Here is an 18512-nt window from a genome sequence, read left to right on the forward strand (position 1 = left end):
GGCGTCAGCGGACGTGCAGGCGATCGACGCTGAAGACGCGGTTCATCACCACCAGCGCCAGCAGCGTAACCAGCATCATGCTGGCCGATACGGCGTAGACGGTGGGTTCGAGCACGAAGGTTGCTTCGGCATAGATGCGCACGGGCAGGGTCGTGGTGCGGGCATTGGTGAGGAAGCTGGTGACGGTGACTTCGCCAAAGCTCATCAGGAAGGCCATGATGCCCGAGGCCACCAGACCCGGCATCAGGCCGGGGATGACGATGAGCACGAAGCGCCTGATGCCATCGGCGCCCAGGCTTTGGGCGGCTTCTTCCTGGGCGCGATCGAGTTGTTGCACTGAGGCGACCAGCAGGCTGATGCTGAAGGGGATGACCAGCACGACATGCAGCGCCATCAGGCCGACAAAGGTCGGCACGGTGTAGAATAGCTGCAGCAGGCGCAGCATGCCGATGCCGATGGCGACGCCGGGCAGCGACAAAGGCAGGGTCCAGAACATGGACAGCGCCGAAATTCCGGGGAAGCGGAAGCGGGTCAGCGCGAAGGCGGCGGGCAGCGAGATGGCGAGGGCAAAACCGGTCGCCGCGAGGGCCAATTGCACCGAAACCACAAAGCTTTCGGTATAGCCGCCCTGGGTGAAGACCAGTTCATACCAGCGCAGGGTGAAGCCCTTCCAAGCGGCCGACGTGCCCTGGGGCACATTGTTGACGCTCTGGATGCAGACCAGGATCAGCGGAAGGATCAGCAGGCCCAGCGCGCAGGCGACCAGTAGCCGCGACAGGATGGGCGCGACAAGATCAAGCAGGCGCATGGCCCAGACGGGCAGGGTTAGCGTCGGCCCGCGCGGCTTGAGCGATTGCCAGGGCATCAGCTTGGCAAAGCCCCAGCCTACCAAAGCCGCGAAGGCGAGGCTGGCAAAGGTCATCAGCAGGGCCAGTGCCGAAGCGGTGGGGGAATTGAGATTGGAAATGGCCTCCTGCCACACCAGCATGCCGGTGGTCCAGACGCGCCCGCCGCCCAGCAATTTGGCCGAGACATAGGCCGTGGTGGCCATGAGGAACACCACGATGATGCCGGCCCGCAGGCCGGGAAAGGCCAGGGGGAACCGCACGGTCCAGAAGGCCATGGTGGGCGAGGCACCAAGGCTGGTTGCGGCTTCATAGACGCGGGGGGAGGTGCCTTGCAGCACATCGTAGAGCGCCAGCACGATGAAGGGCATGAACACCTGCGCCAGCGCGATGGCCACCGCGACATGATTGTAGAGCATGCCATTGAACGGGCCGATGCCGAGCAGCCCCAGCACGCCATTGATCAGCCCATCTGGAGCCAGCAGCAGCACGACGCCCAGCGAGCGCACGACGACATTGGTCAGCAGCGGAATGAGAATGACCATGAAGGCCAGAGCCCGCCATTTGGAGGGCACCCGGACCAGCCAGAGCGCCAGCGGAAACCCCAGAATGGCCGAGAGCAGGGTAACGCCTGCCCCCAGCAACAGGGTTTCCACCAGCACGCCGACATAAAAGCCATCGCCCAGCACCAATTGGAACTGGGCAAGGCTGGGTGGAAGGAACAGGGGACCGAACGGATCGGCATATTCATGCAGCGAGAGCAGCACCACCACCGCCAAGGGGGCGGCAAAGGCCAGCAGCAGCCACAAGGTGACCGGGGTCGCGAGGATCTGTCCCTTCCAGCGTGCGAGCATTAGCCGGCGATCTCGCGATTGAAGCGGCTGGACCAGGCGGTCTGCTGCTGGGCGACATATTCCCAGTCAAAGGCCGGCATGCGGCCGATCTGCTCGGGCGTCAGCAGCTTGTCCTTGAAGTCGTCGGGAATGGCGACATTCTTGACGGTGGGGGAGTAATAGGCCTCGCGCATATAGGCCTGCATGCAGGCTTCGCTCAGATGGAGATTGATCCATTCTTCGGCCAGCACCTGATTGCGGGCGCCCTCGGTGATGCAGGCGACGTTCATGGCCGGGCAGAGGCCTTCGGTGGGGTCAGCGATGGCGATGTCGGAATTGACCGTGTCGGATTGCTTGCGCGAGAGCGAGCCGAACTCGATGGTGAGATCGGCAATGTCCTGATCGAACATCTGGAAGGCCTGATCGGCGCTGGTCTGCAATGCGGCGAAGGGCTTGAGCTCCTGGATTTTCTGGAAGGCGAGGTCGAGGTTTTTCTCGTCACCGCCCCAGGCCAGCGAGGTCATCAGCAGGCCCGCCGTGCCTTCGGCGCCGGGATAGGTCGGCCAGGCGATGCGGCCCTTCCATTCGTCCTTCCAGATATCCTTCCACGAGGTGATCGGCGCGGAGGCCTTGGAGCCCTTATAGGCAATGGTCACCGGATTGAGCGCCACGCCATAGCCGCCCAGCTTGGCCATGTCATAGAGGTTTTCAAATTGCGGCACCGCGTCGGTGGGGGCCTGTGTCACGCCATCGGCTACGGCCTGGCGGCTTTCGAAAATGTTGAGATAGAGCACGTCAAAGCTGGGGCGGCCGCGCTCGGCATAGGCGCGGGCCCGGCGCTCGCCGGTGCCGCCCAGCACATAGCTGACGGTGCAGCCATATTTTTCCACCAGCGGCTTTTCGACATATTCGCGCACGATGCGTTCCTGCACGCCGCCCCAGATGCCCACGACGAGCTCGTCGCCGGGGGCAGGCTGGGCAAGGGCGGGCCTGACGAAATGGAAGGGTGCCAGCACGCCGGCGCCCAGCACCAGCTTGCCGAATGTACGGCGGTTCATGCTCATAATGGTCTCCTTGGCTCAGATGAAGGTTACGCTGCCCGGCAGCGCATGAATCCGGCATTGGCTGCCAACGGGCGGCACCGGCGTGTCGGAAGGGATGATGACGCGGATGCGTCCGGCGGGGGTGTCCACATCGGTCTCGATGGCGTCGCCCAGAAAGGCCGAAGCCGAGACGCGGCCGTCGGTCAGGGCCGGGCCGGCGCTTTCCTCGAAGCGCAGCCGGGAGGCGCGGAGCACGGCTTTGGTAGCGCCATCGGGGGCGCCTGAGCAGGTCAGGCCCTGGCCGTGGAAAACGCCGTCCATGACCTGGCCGCTGACCACGGCGCGCTCGCCGAGAAACGCGGCGGTGAATTCATGGCGCGGGGCATCGCAGACTTCGCGCGGGGTGCCCACTTCGACAATGCTGCCGGCATTCATCACCACGACGCGGTCGGCCATGGCGAGGGCTTCGGACTGATCGTGGGTGACAAAGACCGTGGTGATGGAGAGGCGCTGTTGCAGCGCGCGGATTTCGAGGCGCATTTCGGCGCGCAGATGGGCGTCGAGATTGGAGAGGGGTTCATCGAGCAGCAGCACCGATGGCTCGATCACCAGCGCCCGTGCCAGGGCGACGCGCTGTTGCTGGCCGCCCGAAAGCTGGCTGGGATAGCGGTCGGCGAGCTTTTCGAGGCCGACCAGCGCTAAAGCTGCCGCCGCTTTTTCCTGTCGCAGGGGGCGCGACACGCTGCGCATGCGCAGGCCGAAGGCGACATTTTCGAGCACATTGAGATGGGGGAAGAGGGCGTAGGACTGGAACACCATGCCGATATTGCGCCGATGCGCCGGCAGGCTGGTGGCGTCCACATCGCCGATGAAGACGCGGCCGCTGGTGGGCGGGACGAAGCCGGCAATCATGCGCAGGGTCGTGCTCTTGCCGCAGCCGGAGGGACCGAGCAGCGCCACCAACTCGCCCTGCGCGATCTCGAGCGTGATGTCCTTGGCCGCGACCGTGCCGTTATAGGTCGCCATGAGATTGTCGAGCACGAGGAACGGCTTGGACATGAAGGCAAGTCTCCGAAAGCTCTGGTGTCTAGCCGCTGAAGGCGGTGGCTCGTGTGAGCCGCGCGAGGGGGAAGGCGAGGACTTCGCTGGCCACTTGCACCAGCGCCTGGGCCGCACGCTCCACCGCGATGGCGCCGCGTTCGGCATCGGAAATGGCCGCATTGCCGCTGACGCCGGATGGGTGCAGGTCCTGGGATTGCCAGCCGAAGCCCACCGGGCCATCGGGCCGCAGATAGGTGAATTCCTGTTCCATCTGCATTGAAAGCGGCACGAAATCCTCGGCGTGCTGCATTGCCACGAGGTCGGGATGCAGATGCAGCATGACTGACGTTTCGACCTCACCGCCGTGAATGCCATGCAGCCGCTCGCGGTCGGAAAAGAGGTCCGCCTGTTCGGTGATGTTGAACCAGGAGGTCGCTACTGCGAACATGCCCAGCTTCACCCGCAATTCGCGGCAGACGATTTCCATCACCTGCGGTTGCCCGCCATGGGAATTGAAGAAAATGATCTTGCGGACGCCGGCCCTATGCACGGATTCCCCGATTTCATACCAGGCCCGCGCCAGTGTCTCGTAGGACAGGCTCAGCGTGCCGGGATAGGCGTGATGCTCGTTGGATTTGCCGATTGGCAGCATGGGCAGGACCAGCGCCGGCAGGTCGGCAGGCATTAGTTCAACGGCGCGCTCGACGATGCCTGCATTAATCGCCGCGTCGACCCGGACGGGCAGGTGGGGGCCATGCTGCTCGACGGCGGCGATGGGCTGGATGGCGACGACATTGGACATGTCGAGCTGGGCAAAGTCGCGCGTGGTCAGGTCCCACCACCAATGCGAGGGCAAGGTCATTCACTAGCCTGGATGTTTTCTTACGAGAGGTTGTGTCGCCAAACGTGGTGAAAGCGACAAAAGAAAACATATACAAACGCAATTGCGCGTCAAACGCTTTCGTATGTTTACGCAGCAGATTGATGAAGTGGCTAAATTGTAGGCAGTTTGGTGCCGGGATGGAGGCGTGAATGCGCTTGCCGCTTGCGCTGGTCCCTTCCTTTATCGTCATCACCCGGCTGGTCTGGGTGATCCATCGCTCCGCATGTGCTGAAGCATGGATTGCCCGGATGAGCCGGGCAATGACGGTGGAACTTGGCTTGGTGCTAACGCTGCCAACCATCCGCGATGTCATTCCCGCGAAAGCGGGAACCCCTGTTTTCTTGCTTTGCATCCCGAACGGAGGTTCCCGCTTTCGCGGGAATGACGCCGTGGGTACAGCGCCAGAATCGCGCGGTCAGGCGGCGCTGGGGAGGGTGCGGAGTTTGTCCATGAAGCGGGAGACGCGGGCGGCGTCGACGGCTTTCCAGGTGTCGCCATCGACCTTGAAATGGGTGCCGATCACGCAGCCATCGGCGATGGACATGATCTCGGTGACATTGTCGATATTGACGCCAGTATTGGCAAACAGCGGGGTGTCGGGCATGGCGTCGCGCACGCTGCGCAGGTTGGAGGTTTCGGCCGGCTGGCCAGTAATCGGGCCGGAAACCAGCAGCACATCGGCCAGCGAGGAAAACACTGCGCTCTTGGCGCGCAGCTCGATCGGCCGCCGGTCGAGCGAGTCGGCAAATTCGGCGTTGATGTTGAACATCAGCTTGAGATCATTGCGGCCCAGCTGGCGCCGCAGGCGCAGGGATTTGGCGGCGTTTGGCTCCCACAGGCCCATATCGGAGGCAAAAAGCCCGGTGAAGATTTCGCGGGCGAAGGTGGCCCCGGTCGCGGCGGCAATGGCTACGGTGGCATAGGGGTCCCACAGGAAATTGACGCCGAAGGGCACGCTCAGCATAGGCTTGACCGCCTGAACCACCGCGGTCATTGCCGCGATGGCTTCGATGGAGCCGGTCAGCTCGTAAGGGCGGTCATTTTCATTGCCGAACATAATGGCGTCGACGCCGCCCGCCTGCAGCTTGTCGATATCGGCAATGACGCCCTCGATCAGTTTGTCGACGCCGCCATCGGCATCATAAAGCGGGCTGCCGGGCAGGGCGCCGATATGCGCCATGGCAATAACGGTTTTCTGGCGACGATCAAACAAACTCATATTTAGCAGCTCCGGCTAGTTTTGATTGCAGGGATCGCGCCAGAAAACCTTGGGCCTCACGACGCGACGATGACTTGGGTATTGGTATTGGCGAGGGCCTCGGCGATGTCGGGCGGCGGCGGGGCGTCGGTGACCAGGATATGCACCTTGTCCAGCGGCACGATGCGCGACAGCGCCCGGCGGCCGAATTTGGATGAATCGCACAGCACCACCACGCTGCCCGCATTGGCGATGAAGGCGCGCTTCACCTCGGTATCCTCGGGCGAATAATCGTAGAGCCCGTTGGCATCGAGCCCCGACACGCCAATGAAGACGCGGTCGAGGAAATGGCTCTTGAGATTTTCGATGGCCTGGGGGCCGATGACCGAAAATTCGGGCACGCGGATCTGTCCGCCCAGGATGTAGACCGAGCCATTGCCATTGGCCATTTGCATGCCGACGCGCAGATTATTGGTGAAGACGCGCAGGTCGCGGCGCGGCGCCAACTCACTCGCCAGTGCCAGGATGGAAGTGCCCACATCGAGCCCTAGTGATTCGTTGGGGCCCACCAGTTTGGCGGCCGCCGCAGCAATCGAGGATTTCTGCTGGGTCTGCCGGCGCATGCGCTGGTCGAATGCCGGCTCGTCCTCGTCAAAGCTGGTCGGGGCGTGCGGCCCGGGGGCCACGGCGCCGCCATGGGTGCGCGCTAGCACGCCGCGCTTGTCGAGCAGGTCGAGATCCCGGCGCACCGTCATGCCGGACACGCCCAATTCCTCGGACAGCCCGGCAATCGATACAAAGCCGTTGCGCTCGAACGAGGCCATGATGCGCGCCTGCCGCAGGGCGGCAGGTATGCGTTCGGGCCGGTTGGGATTGTCCTCCGGGCGCTGGCCTTCTGCCTGTTCCGATGTGTCTCTTGTCATTCCTCTATCCCGCTATGCCTGTTCAGGCGGTTTCCCATTCGCATGTTTGGCGTAGCACAGAGAATTGCGTTATTGAAGGTTGTTTTTTGTTATATAATGTTAGAAAGTGCAAGAGTGTTCGCAATGACGCGGATGGCGCAGCGTAGGCAATAGTGAGATTCATGTCGGAGTTTGCAGGAAAGTCCGTCCTGGTGACGGGTGGCGCATCGGGTATCGGGGCCGCAATCGTGCGGACTTTTCACGAGGCTGGCGCCAAGGTGAGCATATTGGATCTCGATGCCGGCCGGGCCGCCGCGCTGGCACAGCAATTGGGCGACAATGCCTTTTCCGGCGTTATCGACGTGCGCAGCCGCGAGTCCGTGCAGGCCGCCTTTGATGGCGTGCTGGCCCAGGCCGGTGGGGTGGACATTGTCTGCGCTAATGCGGGTGTTTCGAGCATGCAGCGCTCGGTTGACCTGACCGACGCCGATTGGGATTTCAACATGGATGTCAATGCCAAGGGCATCTTCCTGACCAACCAGATCGCCTGTCGCTATTTCCTGGCCGAGGGGAAAGCGGGCATTATCGTCAATACTGCTTCGCTGGCCGGCAAGGTCGGCGCGCCGCTTTTGGCGCATTATTCGGCCAGCAAATTTGCCGTGCTCGGCTGGACGCAGGCTTTAGCCCGCGAGCTGGCGCCGCAGAATATCCGCATCAACGCGGTCTGCCCCGGCTTCGTCCGCACCGGCATGCAGGAGCGCGAAATCGTCTGGGAAGGCGAATTGCGCGGCATGACGCCCGAAGCAGTGCGCGCGGATTATGTTAGCCAGACCCCGATGGGCCGGATCGAGGAGCCTGAAGACGTGGCTGTCGTTGTCCGTTTCCTTGCCTCGGACAGCGCGCGTTTCATGACCGGGCAGGGCATTAATGTCACCGGCGGCGTGCGGATGGACTAGGGAAATGATGGCGACGATGGACAATGAGGCGGGGATAGTCTGGCATCCTAGAGCCAGCACGCATGTGCGGCGGTTGATTGCTGAGATCGGCCAGCGCAGTGGCGAATTCCCCGATGCCCTCGCCAACCATCTGCCCATGGTGCTTGAGGCGATAACGCGGCTTGGCGCTAGTCCGGAGCGGCTTTCCGAATATGCCGCGCATTATATTGCCGCTCATGCCGTGCCGTTTCCGCCGCCCGCGATTGCGCCGTTGAGCGAGGCGAATTGGCGGGGGTATCTCGGCCATCGTGAGCGCGAAACTGATCTACGGGATTTCTTTACCCAGCGGGTGAGCGAGCTGGGGGGCAGCGAGACCATTGCGCGCTATATGCCCGAACTCGCCGCTGGCGTCGCCGCCAGCGCCACGCACGGGCTGATGCGGCTGGCCTATGCCGTATTGCGCCGCGATGAGGCCGAGATCGGCATTGCGCTGGGCTATTGGGCCGCCACTTATCTGGCCTTTCCCGCTGTTCTAAAACGCGTGCCTGACGTCACCGAGCCGGCCGAACTGGTGGTGGGCATGGTGGGTGAGCCGAGCTTTGCCAATGTCACGGTTACCTCCACGCTGTTGTGGAAATGGATCGAGGCCATGGGCGAGATTCCCGCTTTCCAGCAGCGGCTGGGGCGGCTTGTTCCGGCTGCCGATGTGCTGACCAAGGTGCGGTCGGCCTCGCTGGTGCTCTATGCCGGGACGATGAGTTTTGAGGCGCTGCATGCGGTCACCGGCAGCCATTGGCTGCGGCTGGTCAGCCCGCATGTGGTGGATGCGCCCGCGCTTGTCGTGCATTTTTGGGAAGTGGTGCTTTCGCTCTATCCCAAGATTGGCATGCCGCCGCTGCCCGATGCGCAATGGCTGGCCCAGCAACGCCAATTGCCGGTGCCGCCGGATAGCGCCATCGCCGCCGCGGCCGTGGCCTCCAATGACGAGCACGACCATAGCCTGGTCTTCTCCGCGCTCGAAGAATTCCGTTTTACGGGTGACCCGCTTTATCGCGTTCTGGCGGCGCGGCGCATGGGGTTGATCGACTAGCGGTAGACCTCAACCGCCGCCCGCCGGAAGCTTGGCCGGCCGCGCTTCCATCCTGCCAGGGCGGGCGCAATTTGGCGTGTCGCTGAGACCGCACCGGGCGCATCGAATATCACCATGTCGGCTGGTGCGCCGATGGTCAGCCCATAGGTGCCGCCAAGCATTTTGGCGGCGTCGCTGGTGATCATTCGCACCACCTGATCCATGTCATCGCCCCGGGTCACCTGCGCGACATTGGCGTAGAAATTGGCCATGCGGATCAGCGAGGCATCGCCAAAGGGGGTGAATGGGTTGAGCACATTATTGGTGGCCAGCGACGTGACGACGCCGCGCCGGGCCAGCAGGTGCGCCGGCGTCAGGCCGCGTGGCACCAGATGGTCGCGATCCCGGCCCAGGAGGAATAGGTCGGTCGCCGGGAGCACCGTCACCGCGATGCCGGCCGCTGCCAACGCATCGGCGATTGCGTCGCGTTGTTCGGCCGGAAGCGCGGATAATTGCGTGACGTGGCCCAGCGATACCTTGCCCGCGAAGCCACGACGGCGCGTTTCGGCGATGACTGCTGACAGGTTGCTGCGTTCAGGCGACAGGTCGAAATCGATGTGGAAATCGACCCGCGTGCCATGCCGTTCCGCCAGATCGAAAATCAGCCCGATATGCCGCGCCGGATCTGGGTCGGTATAGGGACAGCCCCCAACCAGATCGGCGCCCTCGCGGCAGGCCATGTCGAGCATGGCTAGCGTCTCCATCTCCTGCGTCAGGCCCTCCTGCGCGAAGGCGCAGATTTCGATATCGATGAGATGGGCGCAATCGGCCTTGAGGCGGCGCAGGGCGCGGAAGGAACGGGTGCCGGCGCGTGGATCGATCTCGACGAAGGTGCGTAGCCGCGTCGTGCCGTGTACGATTGCCTGTTCGAGCACATGCCGCGCCCGGGCGTAGACATCGTCCTCGGTGAACCCGGCTTTGGCCACGGCGGTCAGGGTCACGGCCTCGGTTAGCGTGCCCTCGCAGATCGGGCAGCGGCCGAGAATGCCGGCTTTGTCGAGGTGGATATGGGTTTCGACCAGCCCCGCCGACACATAGCGTCCGCCGGCTGACTCGCTTGGCCCCTCATGCGGCAGGCCGGGCGCCATGGCCGCGATCTTGCCGGCTGCGACGCCGATATCGAGCAGCGGCTGGCCCGGCGCGATATGGCAATCGCGCAGCACGAAATCGAAATTCATGCTGCTTCCGCCTGAAAGTATGGCTTCAGCCGCTCATAGAGGTCGCGATAGCGCGCATAGGAATGGTCGTAGACGGCGTGGTTGTTCGCGTTGGGCATGATCAAGTCGCCCATGCGGGATAGTGCCGACACTTCCGACCAGTCCTTGGCCAGCCCGCAGCCTATGGCCGCGACGAAAGCGGCGCCGAGCGCCGAGCCATAGTGATTGTCCAGCAATTGTACGGGCTCGCCGAGCACATCGGCCATGATCTGCATCCAGACGCGGCTATTGGTGCCGCCATCGGAGGCCATGAAGCGGCGCGGGGCGTGGCCGATTTCGGCTAGCACGTCGACATGATGGCGGAAGCCGTAGGCCACCGCCTCCAATAGCGCCCGCCAGATATGGCCGCGCCCATGCGAGAGGCTCAGCCCGACAAAACTGCCCCGGGCCAGCGGATCGTGGATCGGGGTCTTCTCGCCCAGGAAATAGGGCAGGCAGATCAGCCCATCGGAGCCGGCCGGGACAGCGGCGGCGAGGGTGTCGAGGTCTTTGTGGGGGCGCTCGCCTTCGGCGCTTTGCCCGATCAACCCACCCAGCCAGTTCAGCGCCGAGCCGGACGAGGCCATGCAGCCATTGGGCGCCAGCAGGCCCGGCACGAGATGATAATCGAGATAGAGCCTGGTATCAGGCAGGGCGCGGTCGGTGGCCACGACGATATCGCCCGCGCCGCCGAATTTGAGCAGTACGTCGCCCGCTTGAGTAATTCCGGCGCCGAGGGCGGAAACGATGTGGTCCGCCGCGCCGCCGAATACCGGCAGGCCCCTGGGCAATCCGGTCGCGGCGGCAGCCGCGGTCGAGACCGTCCCCATCTGCTCATGCGACACTGTCCGCCGCGGCACGGCTGTCCGTTCGATCCCCGCCAGCGCGACGAGGTCATCGGCGATCAGGCCGCTTGCCAGATCGGTGAAGCCCGCTTCCAGCGCCCAATTTTGCTCCACGGCGCGCGTGCCGGTCAGCCGCCAGTTGATATAGTCATAGGAGCCAAACACGGTGGCGATCCGCGTAAAAACTGTGGGCTCGTGGCGGGCGATCCAGCGCAGCTTGGCGGCTACCAATTGCTGGTTGATGCCATTGCCGGTGCGCTGCAGGAACGCTGTTTCATCGACCTGCTGGCGGAGCTCTTCAACCTCGGTTGAACAGCGGCCATCGCTTTGCTGGATGGACGGGCGCAGCAGATTGCCATCGGCGTCGAGCAGGATAACGGCGGGCAACATGCCGGTGACGCAGATGCCTGCAATCTCGTTGGCGGGCACCGCGCTGGTTACTTCGCGCAAGACGGCAATGGTATTGGCCCACCATTGTTCGGGGTCTTCCTCGGCCCAGCCGGCATGGGGCGATGACAAGGTCACCGGCCGGCTGGCGACGGCGAGGACTTCGCCGGGCAGGCGGGCGGCGATGGCCATGGTGGAGGTCGTGCCGATATCGAGGCCGATAACAATGCTGGGTGTGGTCATCGGCGGGATATCCTGAGGGGAGGGGATTGCATGGCGGTCAGAGGCCGATGGCCGTGCCGTCGCCGCGCGGGTCGTGCGCGCCGAGGAGGCCATATTCGTTGATGGCGATCACGCCGGCCTGTCCGGCTAGCGGGCTCAGTGCGGGGAGGGGGCTCAGGCGATGGGCGCGGCGTGCGAGGTCGGCCGTCACGGCGGCGCCCACGGTTTCTTCGAGCTTGAGATTGTCGCTGGCGTCGGAAAAGGTCTTGCCGAGCAGGAAGCGCGGCAGGGCCAGCGCCTGGGCTGGGTCGAGGTGGAAATCGATTAGGCCGCTCAGGACCACGGACAGCGTCTGCGGCTGCCCATCGGCGCCTTGCGTGCCATAGAGCAGGGCGGGTTGGTTGTCTTTCAGGGCTATGCCGGGATTGAGCGTGTAGAAGGGACGTTTGCCCGGCACGATCTCGTTGGGATGCCCGGCAAGGGTCGAAAAGGCCGCGCCGCGGTTCTGCCAGATGATGCCGGTGTCGCCGGCCACCACGCCGCTGCCCCAGTCGAAATAGGTGCTCTGGAGCACGCTGACACTGCCGCCTTGCGCATCGGTGGCGCCGAAATAAACCGTGTCGGCGCTTTGGTAGGGCTCGGGCCAGTCCAACGCCCGGTCGGGATCGATTGCGGCTGCTTTGTCAGCGAGAGTGCCGCCTGAAAGCCAATGGTCTACCGGTTGGGCGACAAAGTCTGGGTCGGCAATGCCCTGGCGGTCGAGGAAGGCCTGTTTCACGGCCTCGACCAGCAGGTGATAATGGGCCGCGCTGCCCAGCTGCATTTCGGACAGATTGAAACGCTCGAGCACGCCCAAGATTGCCAGCGTGGTCACGCCTTGCGTGGGCGGTGGCGGGGCCAGCAGTTCAAAGCCACGGTAGTTGAGGCTGATCGGTGCGGCGATTTGGGTGCGTGTCGCTGCCAGATCGGTTGCTGTCAGGGGCGAGCCGGCTTCCGCCAGTCCGGCCGCAATGCGGGCGGCTAGCGGCCCCTCATAAAACCCGGCAATGCCGTCGCGGGCGAGTTCGCGCAGGGTTGCGGCCAGTTGCGGCTGGGCGAAGCGTTCTCCCGCGCGAGGTATCCGGCCATCCGGCGCGAAGATTGCGGCGAAGCCGGGCCAATTGGCATAGTCACTGGCGCGGAAATTGAGCCAGAAGGCTTGTGATGGGCTGAGGGCGAAGCCGTTTTCGGCAAGGCCGATTGCGTCGGCCATTAGGTCGGGAAGCTGCCCCGAGCCGCCCCAATGTTCGGCAGAATAGTCCAGGGCGGTGCCCCAAGAGTGCACGGCACAGGCGCTGGTCAGCGCGGCCAATGGGCCACGGGTGGGGATGGGTTGGTCGGCAAAATCGGGATAGTTTGAGGCGGCCGCGCCGATCCCCATCAGGCAGGTGCGGCGGCCGGAACTGTCGGCGATGATCCAGACCGCGTCGCCGCCTAACCCGCAGAAATGTGGGTAGACCACGCTGAGAACAGCGGCCATGGCGATTGCTGCGTCGATAGCGGTGCCACCGGCTGCGAGAACGCGTGCGCCGGCTTGGCTGGCGAGGACATGCGGGCTGGTCACCATGCCCGTTTTGGAGCGCGCCGGGCCTCTCACCGGCCCACCAGCACGCCATTGGCGGCGACCACCAGGCCAGCCTTCATCACCATGCGGCGTGCGGGGCGCGTGGCGACGGCCTCGGCGGTTGAGTTGGCACTCATCAAGACGAGATCGGCGGGTTGGCCCTCGGCAATGCCATAGGTTGTGACGCCAAGGGCGCGGGCGGCGTGATGGGTTGCCATATCGAAGGTCAGGGCAATATCGGCATCGGCCAAGAGGCCCTGCCGATAGCCGATCAGCATGGCGCGTTCCAGCATGTCGCCATTGCCATAGGGCGCCCAAGCGTCGCGGATATTGTCCGATCCGGTAAACACTGTAACGCCGGTTGCGTGCAGGCGCTTGACCGGCGGCATGGGGACGGGGCCGGGGCCATTGGTCATGATCGCCACGCCTGCGCCGGCCAAAGCCTCGAGCGTTGGCCCGATGTCGAGCGGTTCGCCCAGGCAAAAGGCGTGGCTGACGGCGACGCGGCCGCCCAATCCAGCGGCTTTGGTTCGTGCGGCGATATCGGTCAGTTCAAAAAGGCCCAGCAGGCCGCCATCGTGCAGGTGGATATCGATGCCGGCGCCGTGCTTTTCGGCGAGGCTGAACACCACGTCGAGATGGCCGCTGATATCGCCATCGATCCCTGCCGGATCGAGCCCGCCAATAAGGTCCGCGCCATTGCTTAGGGCGGCATCGAGCAACTCGGCTGTGCCGGGATCGCGCAGAATGCCGCTTTGCGGAAAGGCCACGATTTGCAGATCGATCAGCCTGGCATAGCGCTGGCGCAGGGCGAGCAATTGCTCAAGATGGGCGAGACCGATTTCGGTGTCGATATCGACATGGCTGCGCACCAGACCCGTGCCGAAGGGCACGATCTGTTCGATCAGTTTTGCGCCGCGTTCGAGCACGGGTAGCGTGACCGAGCGGCGCAGCTGCTTTTCGCGCTCGATCCGCTCGCCGACGCTATCGCCGGGCAGATGCGAGATGAAGGGCAGGCCCAGCAGCGTCTTGTCGAGATGGATATGGCCCTCGACAAAGGAGGGCGCCAGCAATAGCCCGGTGCCCGGCACCAATTCCGCCGTGTCCGCCGTTAGCGTGTTTGGCCCCGCAATCCTGGTGATGCGGCCGCCGCTGACCAACACATCGGCGCGATCGCCGCTGGGTAGCATCACATCGGAAAATAGCGTCGTGCTCATGAAGCGACCGCGCTGGCTGGGGCGAAGTGGACTTTGTCGTAGCGATCGAGCGCGTGGTAATGCGCCTGCGCGTCGGCCAGGAACAGGCCGCGGGAAATCCCTGCGACGATCTTGGGCACGCCGGATTTGAGCCCGGTTATGCCATTGCAGACCGGGCCGAGGCTGGGGACAGCGCCGTGGTTGAACACATGGATATTGCCCAGGATGGGCGCGGCACCCGGCACTTTTTCGGTGAATTCGAAGGCTGGGCCGAGGAAGGGATAGGCCAGAAGGGCTGGGTCTTCTTCGCCGGGTGGGGCGGTGAAGCGGTCCTTCCAGAGCGCGATTTCGTCCACCAGCCCGGCCAGTTCGGGCCGTCGGGCCAGATCGATGGAATAGCCGGTGCCCAGCAGCAAATGGTTGAAGCGGTAGCGCTCGCCACTATCGGCGGTGAGCGTGATGGCGTCGCCTTCCAGCTGTGCTGCGCCGGTTCGCGTGCCAAGCACCAGACGGCAATTGGGGAAGCCCATGGCGAGCTCGTACATGGCGATGGTTGGCGGGGTTTTGAACGAGAGCAGCCGCCGCGCGAAGCGGTAACGTTGCAGGTCGTCGAGGTCGGAAAAATGGTTGAGGAAGCCCGGGAAATTGGACCAGTCCAGCACTTCGGTCTGCGGCAGCGCCTGGCTCCGCGCTAGTACGGTAACGCTGCGCGCGCCGGCTTCCAGCGCCGTCACCGCCCAATCAAAGCCTGAGGCGGCGGCGCCAATCACACCGACATCCTTGCCCGCCAGCGTTGTTGCGTCGAAGGCCTCGCCGCTATGGGTCCAGCGCTCGCGCGGCAAGGCGCCGATTATGGCATCGGGGATGTGCAGGCCGCCCGATCCTTCCATGCCGGTCGCCAGCACCACTTTGCGGGAGGTCAGTGTTTCGGCTGCGCCGTTGTGGTCGAGCCGCAGGGTGATCAGCCCATTGGGGCCTTCTTCGATGGCCAGCAGCCTTGTGTCATTGCGGATATCGAGCCCGATGACGCGGCGGAACCAGATGAGATAGGCCATCCAATCCTGCCGGGCGATCATCTCAAGGCTGGTCCAACTCTGGGGGCCATGCACGGCCTCGTGCCAGGCGCGATAGGTGAGCGAGGGCAGGCCCAGATCGGGGCCGGTCAGCGTTTTCGGCGAGCGCAGCGTGCGCATGCGCGCCGTGGTGATCCACGGGCCTTCCTGCCCTTGCGCGGCCGCATCGAGCACCAGCACATTGCCGACGCCCTGCTGCTTGAGCCCGAAGCCGATGGCGAGCCCTGACAGGCCCGCACCGATGATGACGACGTCCCGTACCAGCTCGCCCGAGGGCAGGGTGCGCGGCGGCACCCATTGGCGCAGCGGCTTTTCCACCAGCGCCAGGTCGCTGAGCGCGCGGGCTTCCAGCGCCATCAAGGCAGGGGTGAGACCGGTCATGGCTAAGGGCCTCCTGGACTTGGGTGAGTGGTGCGAGCTTATACCGGAGGGCGCAGCTGTAAAGTGTTTGAATGTGTAATTTTTGAAACCCGGCGCGTGATTTTGATAGGGAATGTTGGATTCCAGGTCCAGTTTTCACGGCAAAATGTGGGGGCTTAGCGCGCTTTTGCTGGCCTTCATGCTGGTCAAAATTCATCCGACCAATCGGTGAGCACTAAACAAAACTTCCCGTGTAACCGGATAAAATGGCGTTATCTCCAGCGGCCAATGCGCGTATCAAAGTCTTGGGTCGTCTATTTTTTAGTCACTCTGACAATACCTTGGGCATGCATGTTGCAATAAGTTATATTTTTGGAAGTTATGTGAAATTCTGTTTGACAGGTTAAAGGGTTTGGATAGGCTCGCCTCCCGTAATCAACCTCCTTGAAGGCAGGGTTCCGATGACCAAGGTTTTTCCCACTTCGCTTCTATGCCGTGCCAGCATTCTCGGTGTTGGGTTTGCGGCGCTCATGGCTTCGACCACGCTGGCGCAGGACAAGCCGCTGGCCGGGGTGACGCTGACGCTCGCCTCTCAGAATGACCAGTTCGGCGCCGTGCTCGCCAAGCTGGCGCCAAAGTTCAAGGAAGACACCGGCGCCGATCTGCGGGTCGAAATCCTCAGCTATGGCGAGCTGCTGACCAAGACGACCGCCGATTTTATCGGCGACACCAAGGGCTATGATCTGGTCACCATGGATATCGTGTGGGCCGGGCAATATGCCGAAAACGGCTATTCGGTCGATCTGACCGATTGGGTTAAGCGCGACGCCGCCGAGATGGACCTGGACGATATCTACCCGGTGCTGCTCGAAGCTTTGGGCCAATATGAAGGGCGCTACGTCGCCTTCCCCTTTGCGGGCTATGCCAATGTGCTGGCTTATCGCAAGGACCTGTTCGAGGCCGCGGGTCTCAAGGTGCCCACCACGACCGAAGATTTTGTGGCCGACGCCAAGGCGCTGACCGATCCGGCCAAGAACCAGTATGGTTTTGTCGCCAATGGGCAGATGGGCCCCGCCGTCGCGCAGGATTGGATGCAGTATAATAGCCAGCTCGGGGGCTCCATCATGGGCGCCGATGGCAAGCCGGCGCTGAATTCGGCCGAGAACGTGCATAGCCTTGATGTCTATAAGGAGCTGTTTGCCGATACCGCTCCTCCGGGCGCCATCGAATATGATTGGGGCGGACGCGAGGAGAGCTTCCGCCAGGGCCTAGTCGCCATGATGCAGACCTGGTCGGTCGGCGCGCCTGGCTATAGCGACCCCGCCGTCTCCAATGTGGTGGGCAAGGTGGGCATTGCCACGGCGCCCGTCGCGGAAGGGCTTGAGCCCCGCTATGGCGTGGGCGGCTGGGGCATGGCGATCAATGCCGATATCACGCAATCCCAGCAGGAAGCGGCCTGGACCTTCATCAAATGGCTGACCAGCAGGACCATCCATAAGGAATTCAATATGGAAGGCGCCGGCTCGTTCATGCGCAAAAGCGAAATGACCGACCCGGACCTGCTGGCCAAGTTCGATTTCCTGCCCGTCATCGCCAAGACCTACGAAAACGGCAATGGCGAATACCGGCCGCGTATCCCGCAGTATCCCGAATTGCAGGACCTGCTGGGGACTGCGGTGAACTCCGTGCTGGCTGGGGCGGCAGAGCCGCAGGCGGCGCTGGACGAAGCTCAGGCCAAGGCTGAAGAGCTGTTTTAGTCCCGATCCTCGGCTCCCCGCACTCGCTGCGGGGAGCTCTCGCGACGGCCCGTGGCCGCCCAGTTATGCCCAGCAAGGCGGAATTTCTTATGAGCCAGTCCGGTGTGATCGACCAAGAGGATGGTGCTTTGCCGCAGAGCAAACCTGCCCGCCGCCGATTGCCGTTTTCTGGCTCCTATACCGACAATCGCCGCCTGTTCCTGTTCTGCCTCGGCGCGCCCGCTGTGCTCTATGTGCTGGTGGTCGGGGTGTGGCCGCTGGCGCAGGGCGTCTGGTACAGCTTTTTCGACTACAATCTGCTCAAGCCCAACCGCACGAAGTTCGTGGGGCTCGATAATTATTTCGATATCTTTGCCGATCGCTCGGCGCGCCAGGCCATTCTCAACACGTTCCAGTTCACTATTTTCAGCGTCGCCATTCAGCTGGTGCTGGGGTTTGGGCTGGCGCTGCTGCTGTGGCGGGATAGCCGTTTCAACCGGATATGCCTGGCTTTCCTGTTGATCCCGGCCACCATCACGCCGCTGGTGGTGGGCCTGATCTACAAGGCCCTGCTTGGCGCCGATTATGGGCTGATCGGCTATTTCCTGGCCAATGCGGGCATTGGTCCGCGCACCGGGTTGATGACCGATGGCAGCACGGCGCTGTGGACGCTGATCCTGATCGATTGCTGGGAATGGACGCCGCTGATGGCGCTGATCCTGCTGGCGGGCCTCAAATCGCTGCCATCCGATGTGCTTGAAGCCGGGCAAGCTGATGGCGCGACGAGCTTGCAGCGCTTCACCATGCTGATCGTGCCGCTGATGCTGCCCTCGATCTTTCTCGCACTGGTGCTGCGCACCATGGATGCCTTCCGGGTGTTTGACACGGTCTATGTGACGACCGGGGGCGGACCCAATGATGCGACCAACACGCTGATGCTGCTGGCGGTCAAGCAGGGGTTGCAATTCTTCAATGTCGGCTACGCCTCGGCCATCGGCAATGTGACCATCCTGTTCATTGCCATCATGGCGGGCGTGCTGATTTTCTGCGTGCGGCGCGCCGATGTGCGCATCAATGGGCGGTGA

15 protein-coding genes are annotated in these 18512 nt (G+C 63.4%); 4 read left to right on the forward strand and 11 right to left on the reverse strand.

All coding sequences use genetic code 11. The features are described from left to right. Window positions 1–4 precede the first annotated feature (4 nt). The 6 genes from N8A98_RS16360 to N8A98_RS16385 all read right to left on the reverse strand — a co-directional run bounded on the left by N8A98_RS16360 (window position 5) and on the right by N8A98_RS16385 (window position 6766). Entirely contained in the window at window positions 5–1699 is a 1695-nt protein-coding gene (locus tag N8A98_RS16360) for an ABC transporter permease (protein WP_262166841.1), read from the reverse strand. Beyond that, window positions 1699–2736 carry an ABC transporter substrate-binding protein gene (locus tag N8A98_RS16365; protein WP_262166843.1) on the reverse strand — a complete coding sequence of 346 codons (1038 nt, stop codon included), beginning with the start codon at window positions 2734–2736 and terminating at the stop codon, window positions 1699–1701. Before N8A98_RS16365 ends, N8A98_RS16360 begins: the two co-directional genes overlap by 1 nt. Window positions 2737–2757: 21 nt before the next feature. Beyond that, complete coding sequence (locus N8A98_RS16370; protein WP_262166845.1) at window positions 2758–3780, reverse strand: ABC transporter ATP-binding protein; 1023 nt, start codon at window positions 3778–3780, stop codon at window positions 2758–2760. Between the two features lie 28 nt (window positions 3781–3808). After that, window positions 3809–4624 (reverse strand): creatininase family protein, encoded by an 816-nt coding sequence (locus tag N8A98_RS16375; RefSeq protein WP_262166846.1) that lies wholly within the window; start codon window positions 4622–4624, stop codon window positions 3809–3811. 436 nt (window positions 4625–5060) lie between these two features. Further along, a complete protein-coding gene (locus N8A98_RS16380) occupies window positions 5061–5864 on the reverse strand; it encodes a BtpA/SgcQ family protein (RefSeq protein ID WP_113123826.1) in 804 nt (267 codons plus the stop codon). 56 nt (window positions 5865–5920) lie between these two features. Then, the gene (locus tag N8A98_RS16385) at window positions 5921–6766 is read right to left on the reverse strand and encodes a DeoR/GlpR family DNA-binding transcription regulator (protein WP_262166849.1); all 846 of its coding nucleotides are present in this window, start codon (window positions 6764–6766) and stop codon (window positions 5921–5923) included. Window positions 6767–6927: 161 nt separating this feature from the next. Between N8A98_RS16385 and N8A98_RS16390 the strand changes: the two genes are divergently transcribed. After that, a complete protein-coding gene (locus N8A98_RS16390) occupies window positions 6928–7701 on the forward strand; it encodes an SDR family NAD(P)-dependent oxidoreductase (RefSeq protein ID WP_262166850.1) in 774 nt (257 codons plus the stop codon). Between the two features lie 4 nt (window positions 7702–7705). Next, window positions 7706–8770: a questin oxidase family protein gene (locus N8A98_RS16395; protein WP_262166852.1), complete on the forward strand. Its 1065-nt coding sequence runs from the start codon at window positions 7706–7708 to the stop codon at window positions 8768–8770. On the opposite strand, the gene N8A98_RS16400 is transcribed toward N8A98_RS16395, so the two are convergent. From N8A98_RS16400 to N8A98_RS16420, 5 genes are read right to left on the reverse strand one after another with little or no spacing between them, the layout of a single operon-like run. Next, window positions 8767–9987 (reverse strand): amidohydrolase family protein, encoded by a 1221-nt coding sequence (locus tag N8A98_RS16400; RefSeq protein WP_262166854.1) that lies wholly within the window; start codon window positions 9985–9987, stop codon window positions 8767–8769. The genes N8A98_RS16395 and N8A98_RS16400 overlap by 4 nt on opposite strands. Then, complete coding sequence (locus N8A98_RS16405; protein WP_262166856.1) at window positions 9984–11480, reverse strand: FGGY-family carbohydrate kinase; 1497 nt, start codon at window positions 11478–11480, stop codon at window positions 9984–9986. Before N8A98_RS16405 ends, N8A98_RS16400 begins: the two co-directional genes overlap by 4 nt. A gap of 37 nt (window positions 11481–11517) precedes the next feature. Next, window positions 11518–13065: a gamma-glutamyltransferase family protein gene (locus N8A98_RS16410; RefSeq protein ID WP_262166858.1), complete on the reverse strand. Its 1548-nt coding sequence runs from the start codon at window positions 13063–13065 to the stop codon at window positions 11518–11520. A 26-nt stretch (window positions 13066–13091) separates the two neighbouring features. Then, entirely contained in the window at window positions 13092–14279 is a 1188-nt protein-coding gene (locus N8A98_RS16415; RefSeq protein WP_262166861.1) for an amidohydrolase family protein, read from the reverse strand. Then, window positions 14276–15712 (reverse strand): NAD(P)-binding domain-containing protein, encoded by a 1437-nt coding sequence (locus N8A98_RS16420; protein WP_262166863.1) that lies wholly within the window; start codon window positions 15710–15712, stop codon window positions 14276–14278. Before N8A98_RS16420 ends, N8A98_RS16415 begins: the two co-directional genes overlap by 4 nt. A 440-nt stretch (window positions 15713–16152) precedes the next feature. Here N8A98_RS16420 and N8A98_RS16425 point away from each other — a divergent pair, with 440 nt between their 5' ends. Together N8A98_RS16425 and N8A98_RS16430 are read left to right on the forward strand one after the other, a co-directional pair. Beyond that, window positions 16153–17448 carry an ABC transporter substrate-binding protein gene (locus N8A98_RS16425; protein WP_390888778.1) on the forward strand — a complete coding sequence of 432 codons (1296 nt, stop codon included), beginning with the start codon at window positions 16153–16155 and terminating at the stop codon, window positions 17446–17448. Between the two features lie 89 nt (window positions 17449–17537). After that, entirely contained in the window at window positions 17538–18512 is a 975-nt protein-coding gene (locus N8A98_RS16430) for a carbohydrate ABC transporter permease (protein WP_113123819.1), read from the forward strand.

Source organism: Devosia neptuniae, assembly GCF_025452235.1.
In the GTDB taxonomy this organism is placed as follows: Bacteria; Pseudomonadota; Alphaproteobacteria; order Rhizobiales; family Devosiaceae; genus Devosia.

Bases quoted from the DNA above. Each gene is read 5' to 3' on its own strand.
- N8A98_RS16360 (WP_262166841.1), bottom strand. From the start codon at position 1,699: ATGCTCGCACGCTGGAAGGGACAGATCCTCGCGACCCCGGTCACCTTG.
- N8A98_RS16365 (WP_262166843.1), bottom strand. From the start codon at position 2,736: ATGAACCGCCGTACATTCGGCAAGCTGGTGCTGGGCGCCGGCGTGCTG.
- N8A98_RS16370 (WP_262166845.1), bottom strand. From the start codon at position 3,780: ATGTCCAAGCCGTTCCTCGTGCTCGACAATCTCATGGCGACCTATAAC.
- N8A98_RS16375 (WP_262166846.1), bottom strand. From the start codon at position 4,624: ATGACCTTGCCCTCGCATTGGTGGTGGGACCTGACCACGCGCGACTTT.
- N8A98_RS16380 (WP_113123826.1), bottom strand. From the start codon at position 5,864: ATGAGTTTGTTTGATCGTCGCCAGAAAACCGTTATTGCCATGGCGCAT.
- N8A98_RS16385 (WP_262166849.1), bottom strand. From the start codon at position 6,766: ATGACAAGAGACACATCGGAACAGGCAGAAGGCCAGCGCCCGGAGGAC.
- N8A98_RS16390 (WP_262166850.1), top strand. From the start codon at position 6,928: ATGTCGGAGTTTGCAGGAAAGTCCGTCCTGGTGACGGGTGGCGCATCG.
- N8A98_RS16395 (WP_262166852.1), top strand. From the start codon at position 7,706: ATGATGGCGACGATGGACAATGAGGCGGGGATAGTCTGGCATCCTAGA.
- N8A98_RS16400 (WP_262166854.1), bottom strand. From the start codon at position 9,987: ATGAATTTCGATTTCGTGCTGCGCGATTGCCATATCGCGCCGGGCCAG.
- N8A98_RS16405 (WP_262166856.1), bottom strand. From the start codon at position 11,480: ATGACCACACCCAGCATTGTTATCGGCCTCGATATCGGCACGACCTCC.
- N8A98_RS16410 (WP_262166858.1), bottom strand. From the start codon at position 13,065: ATGGTGACCAGCCCGCATGTCCTCGCCAGCCAAGCCGGCGCACGCGTT.
- N8A98_RS16415 (WP_262166861.1), bottom strand. From the start codon at position 14,279: ATGAGCACGACGCTATTTTCCGATGTGATGCTACCCAGCGGCGATCGC.
- N8A98_RS16420 (WP_262166863.1), bottom strand. From the start codon at position 15,712: ATGACCGGTCTCACCCCTGCCTTGATGGCGCTGGAAGCCCGCGCGCTC.
- N8A98_RS16425 (WP_390888778.1), top strand. From the start codon at position 16,153: ATGACCAAGGTTTTTCCCACTTCGCTTCTATGCCGTGCCAGCATTCTC.
- N8A98_RS16430 (WP_113123819.1), top strand. From the start codon at position 17,538: ATGAGCCAGTCCGGTGTGATCGACCAAGAGGATGGTGCTTTGCCGCAG.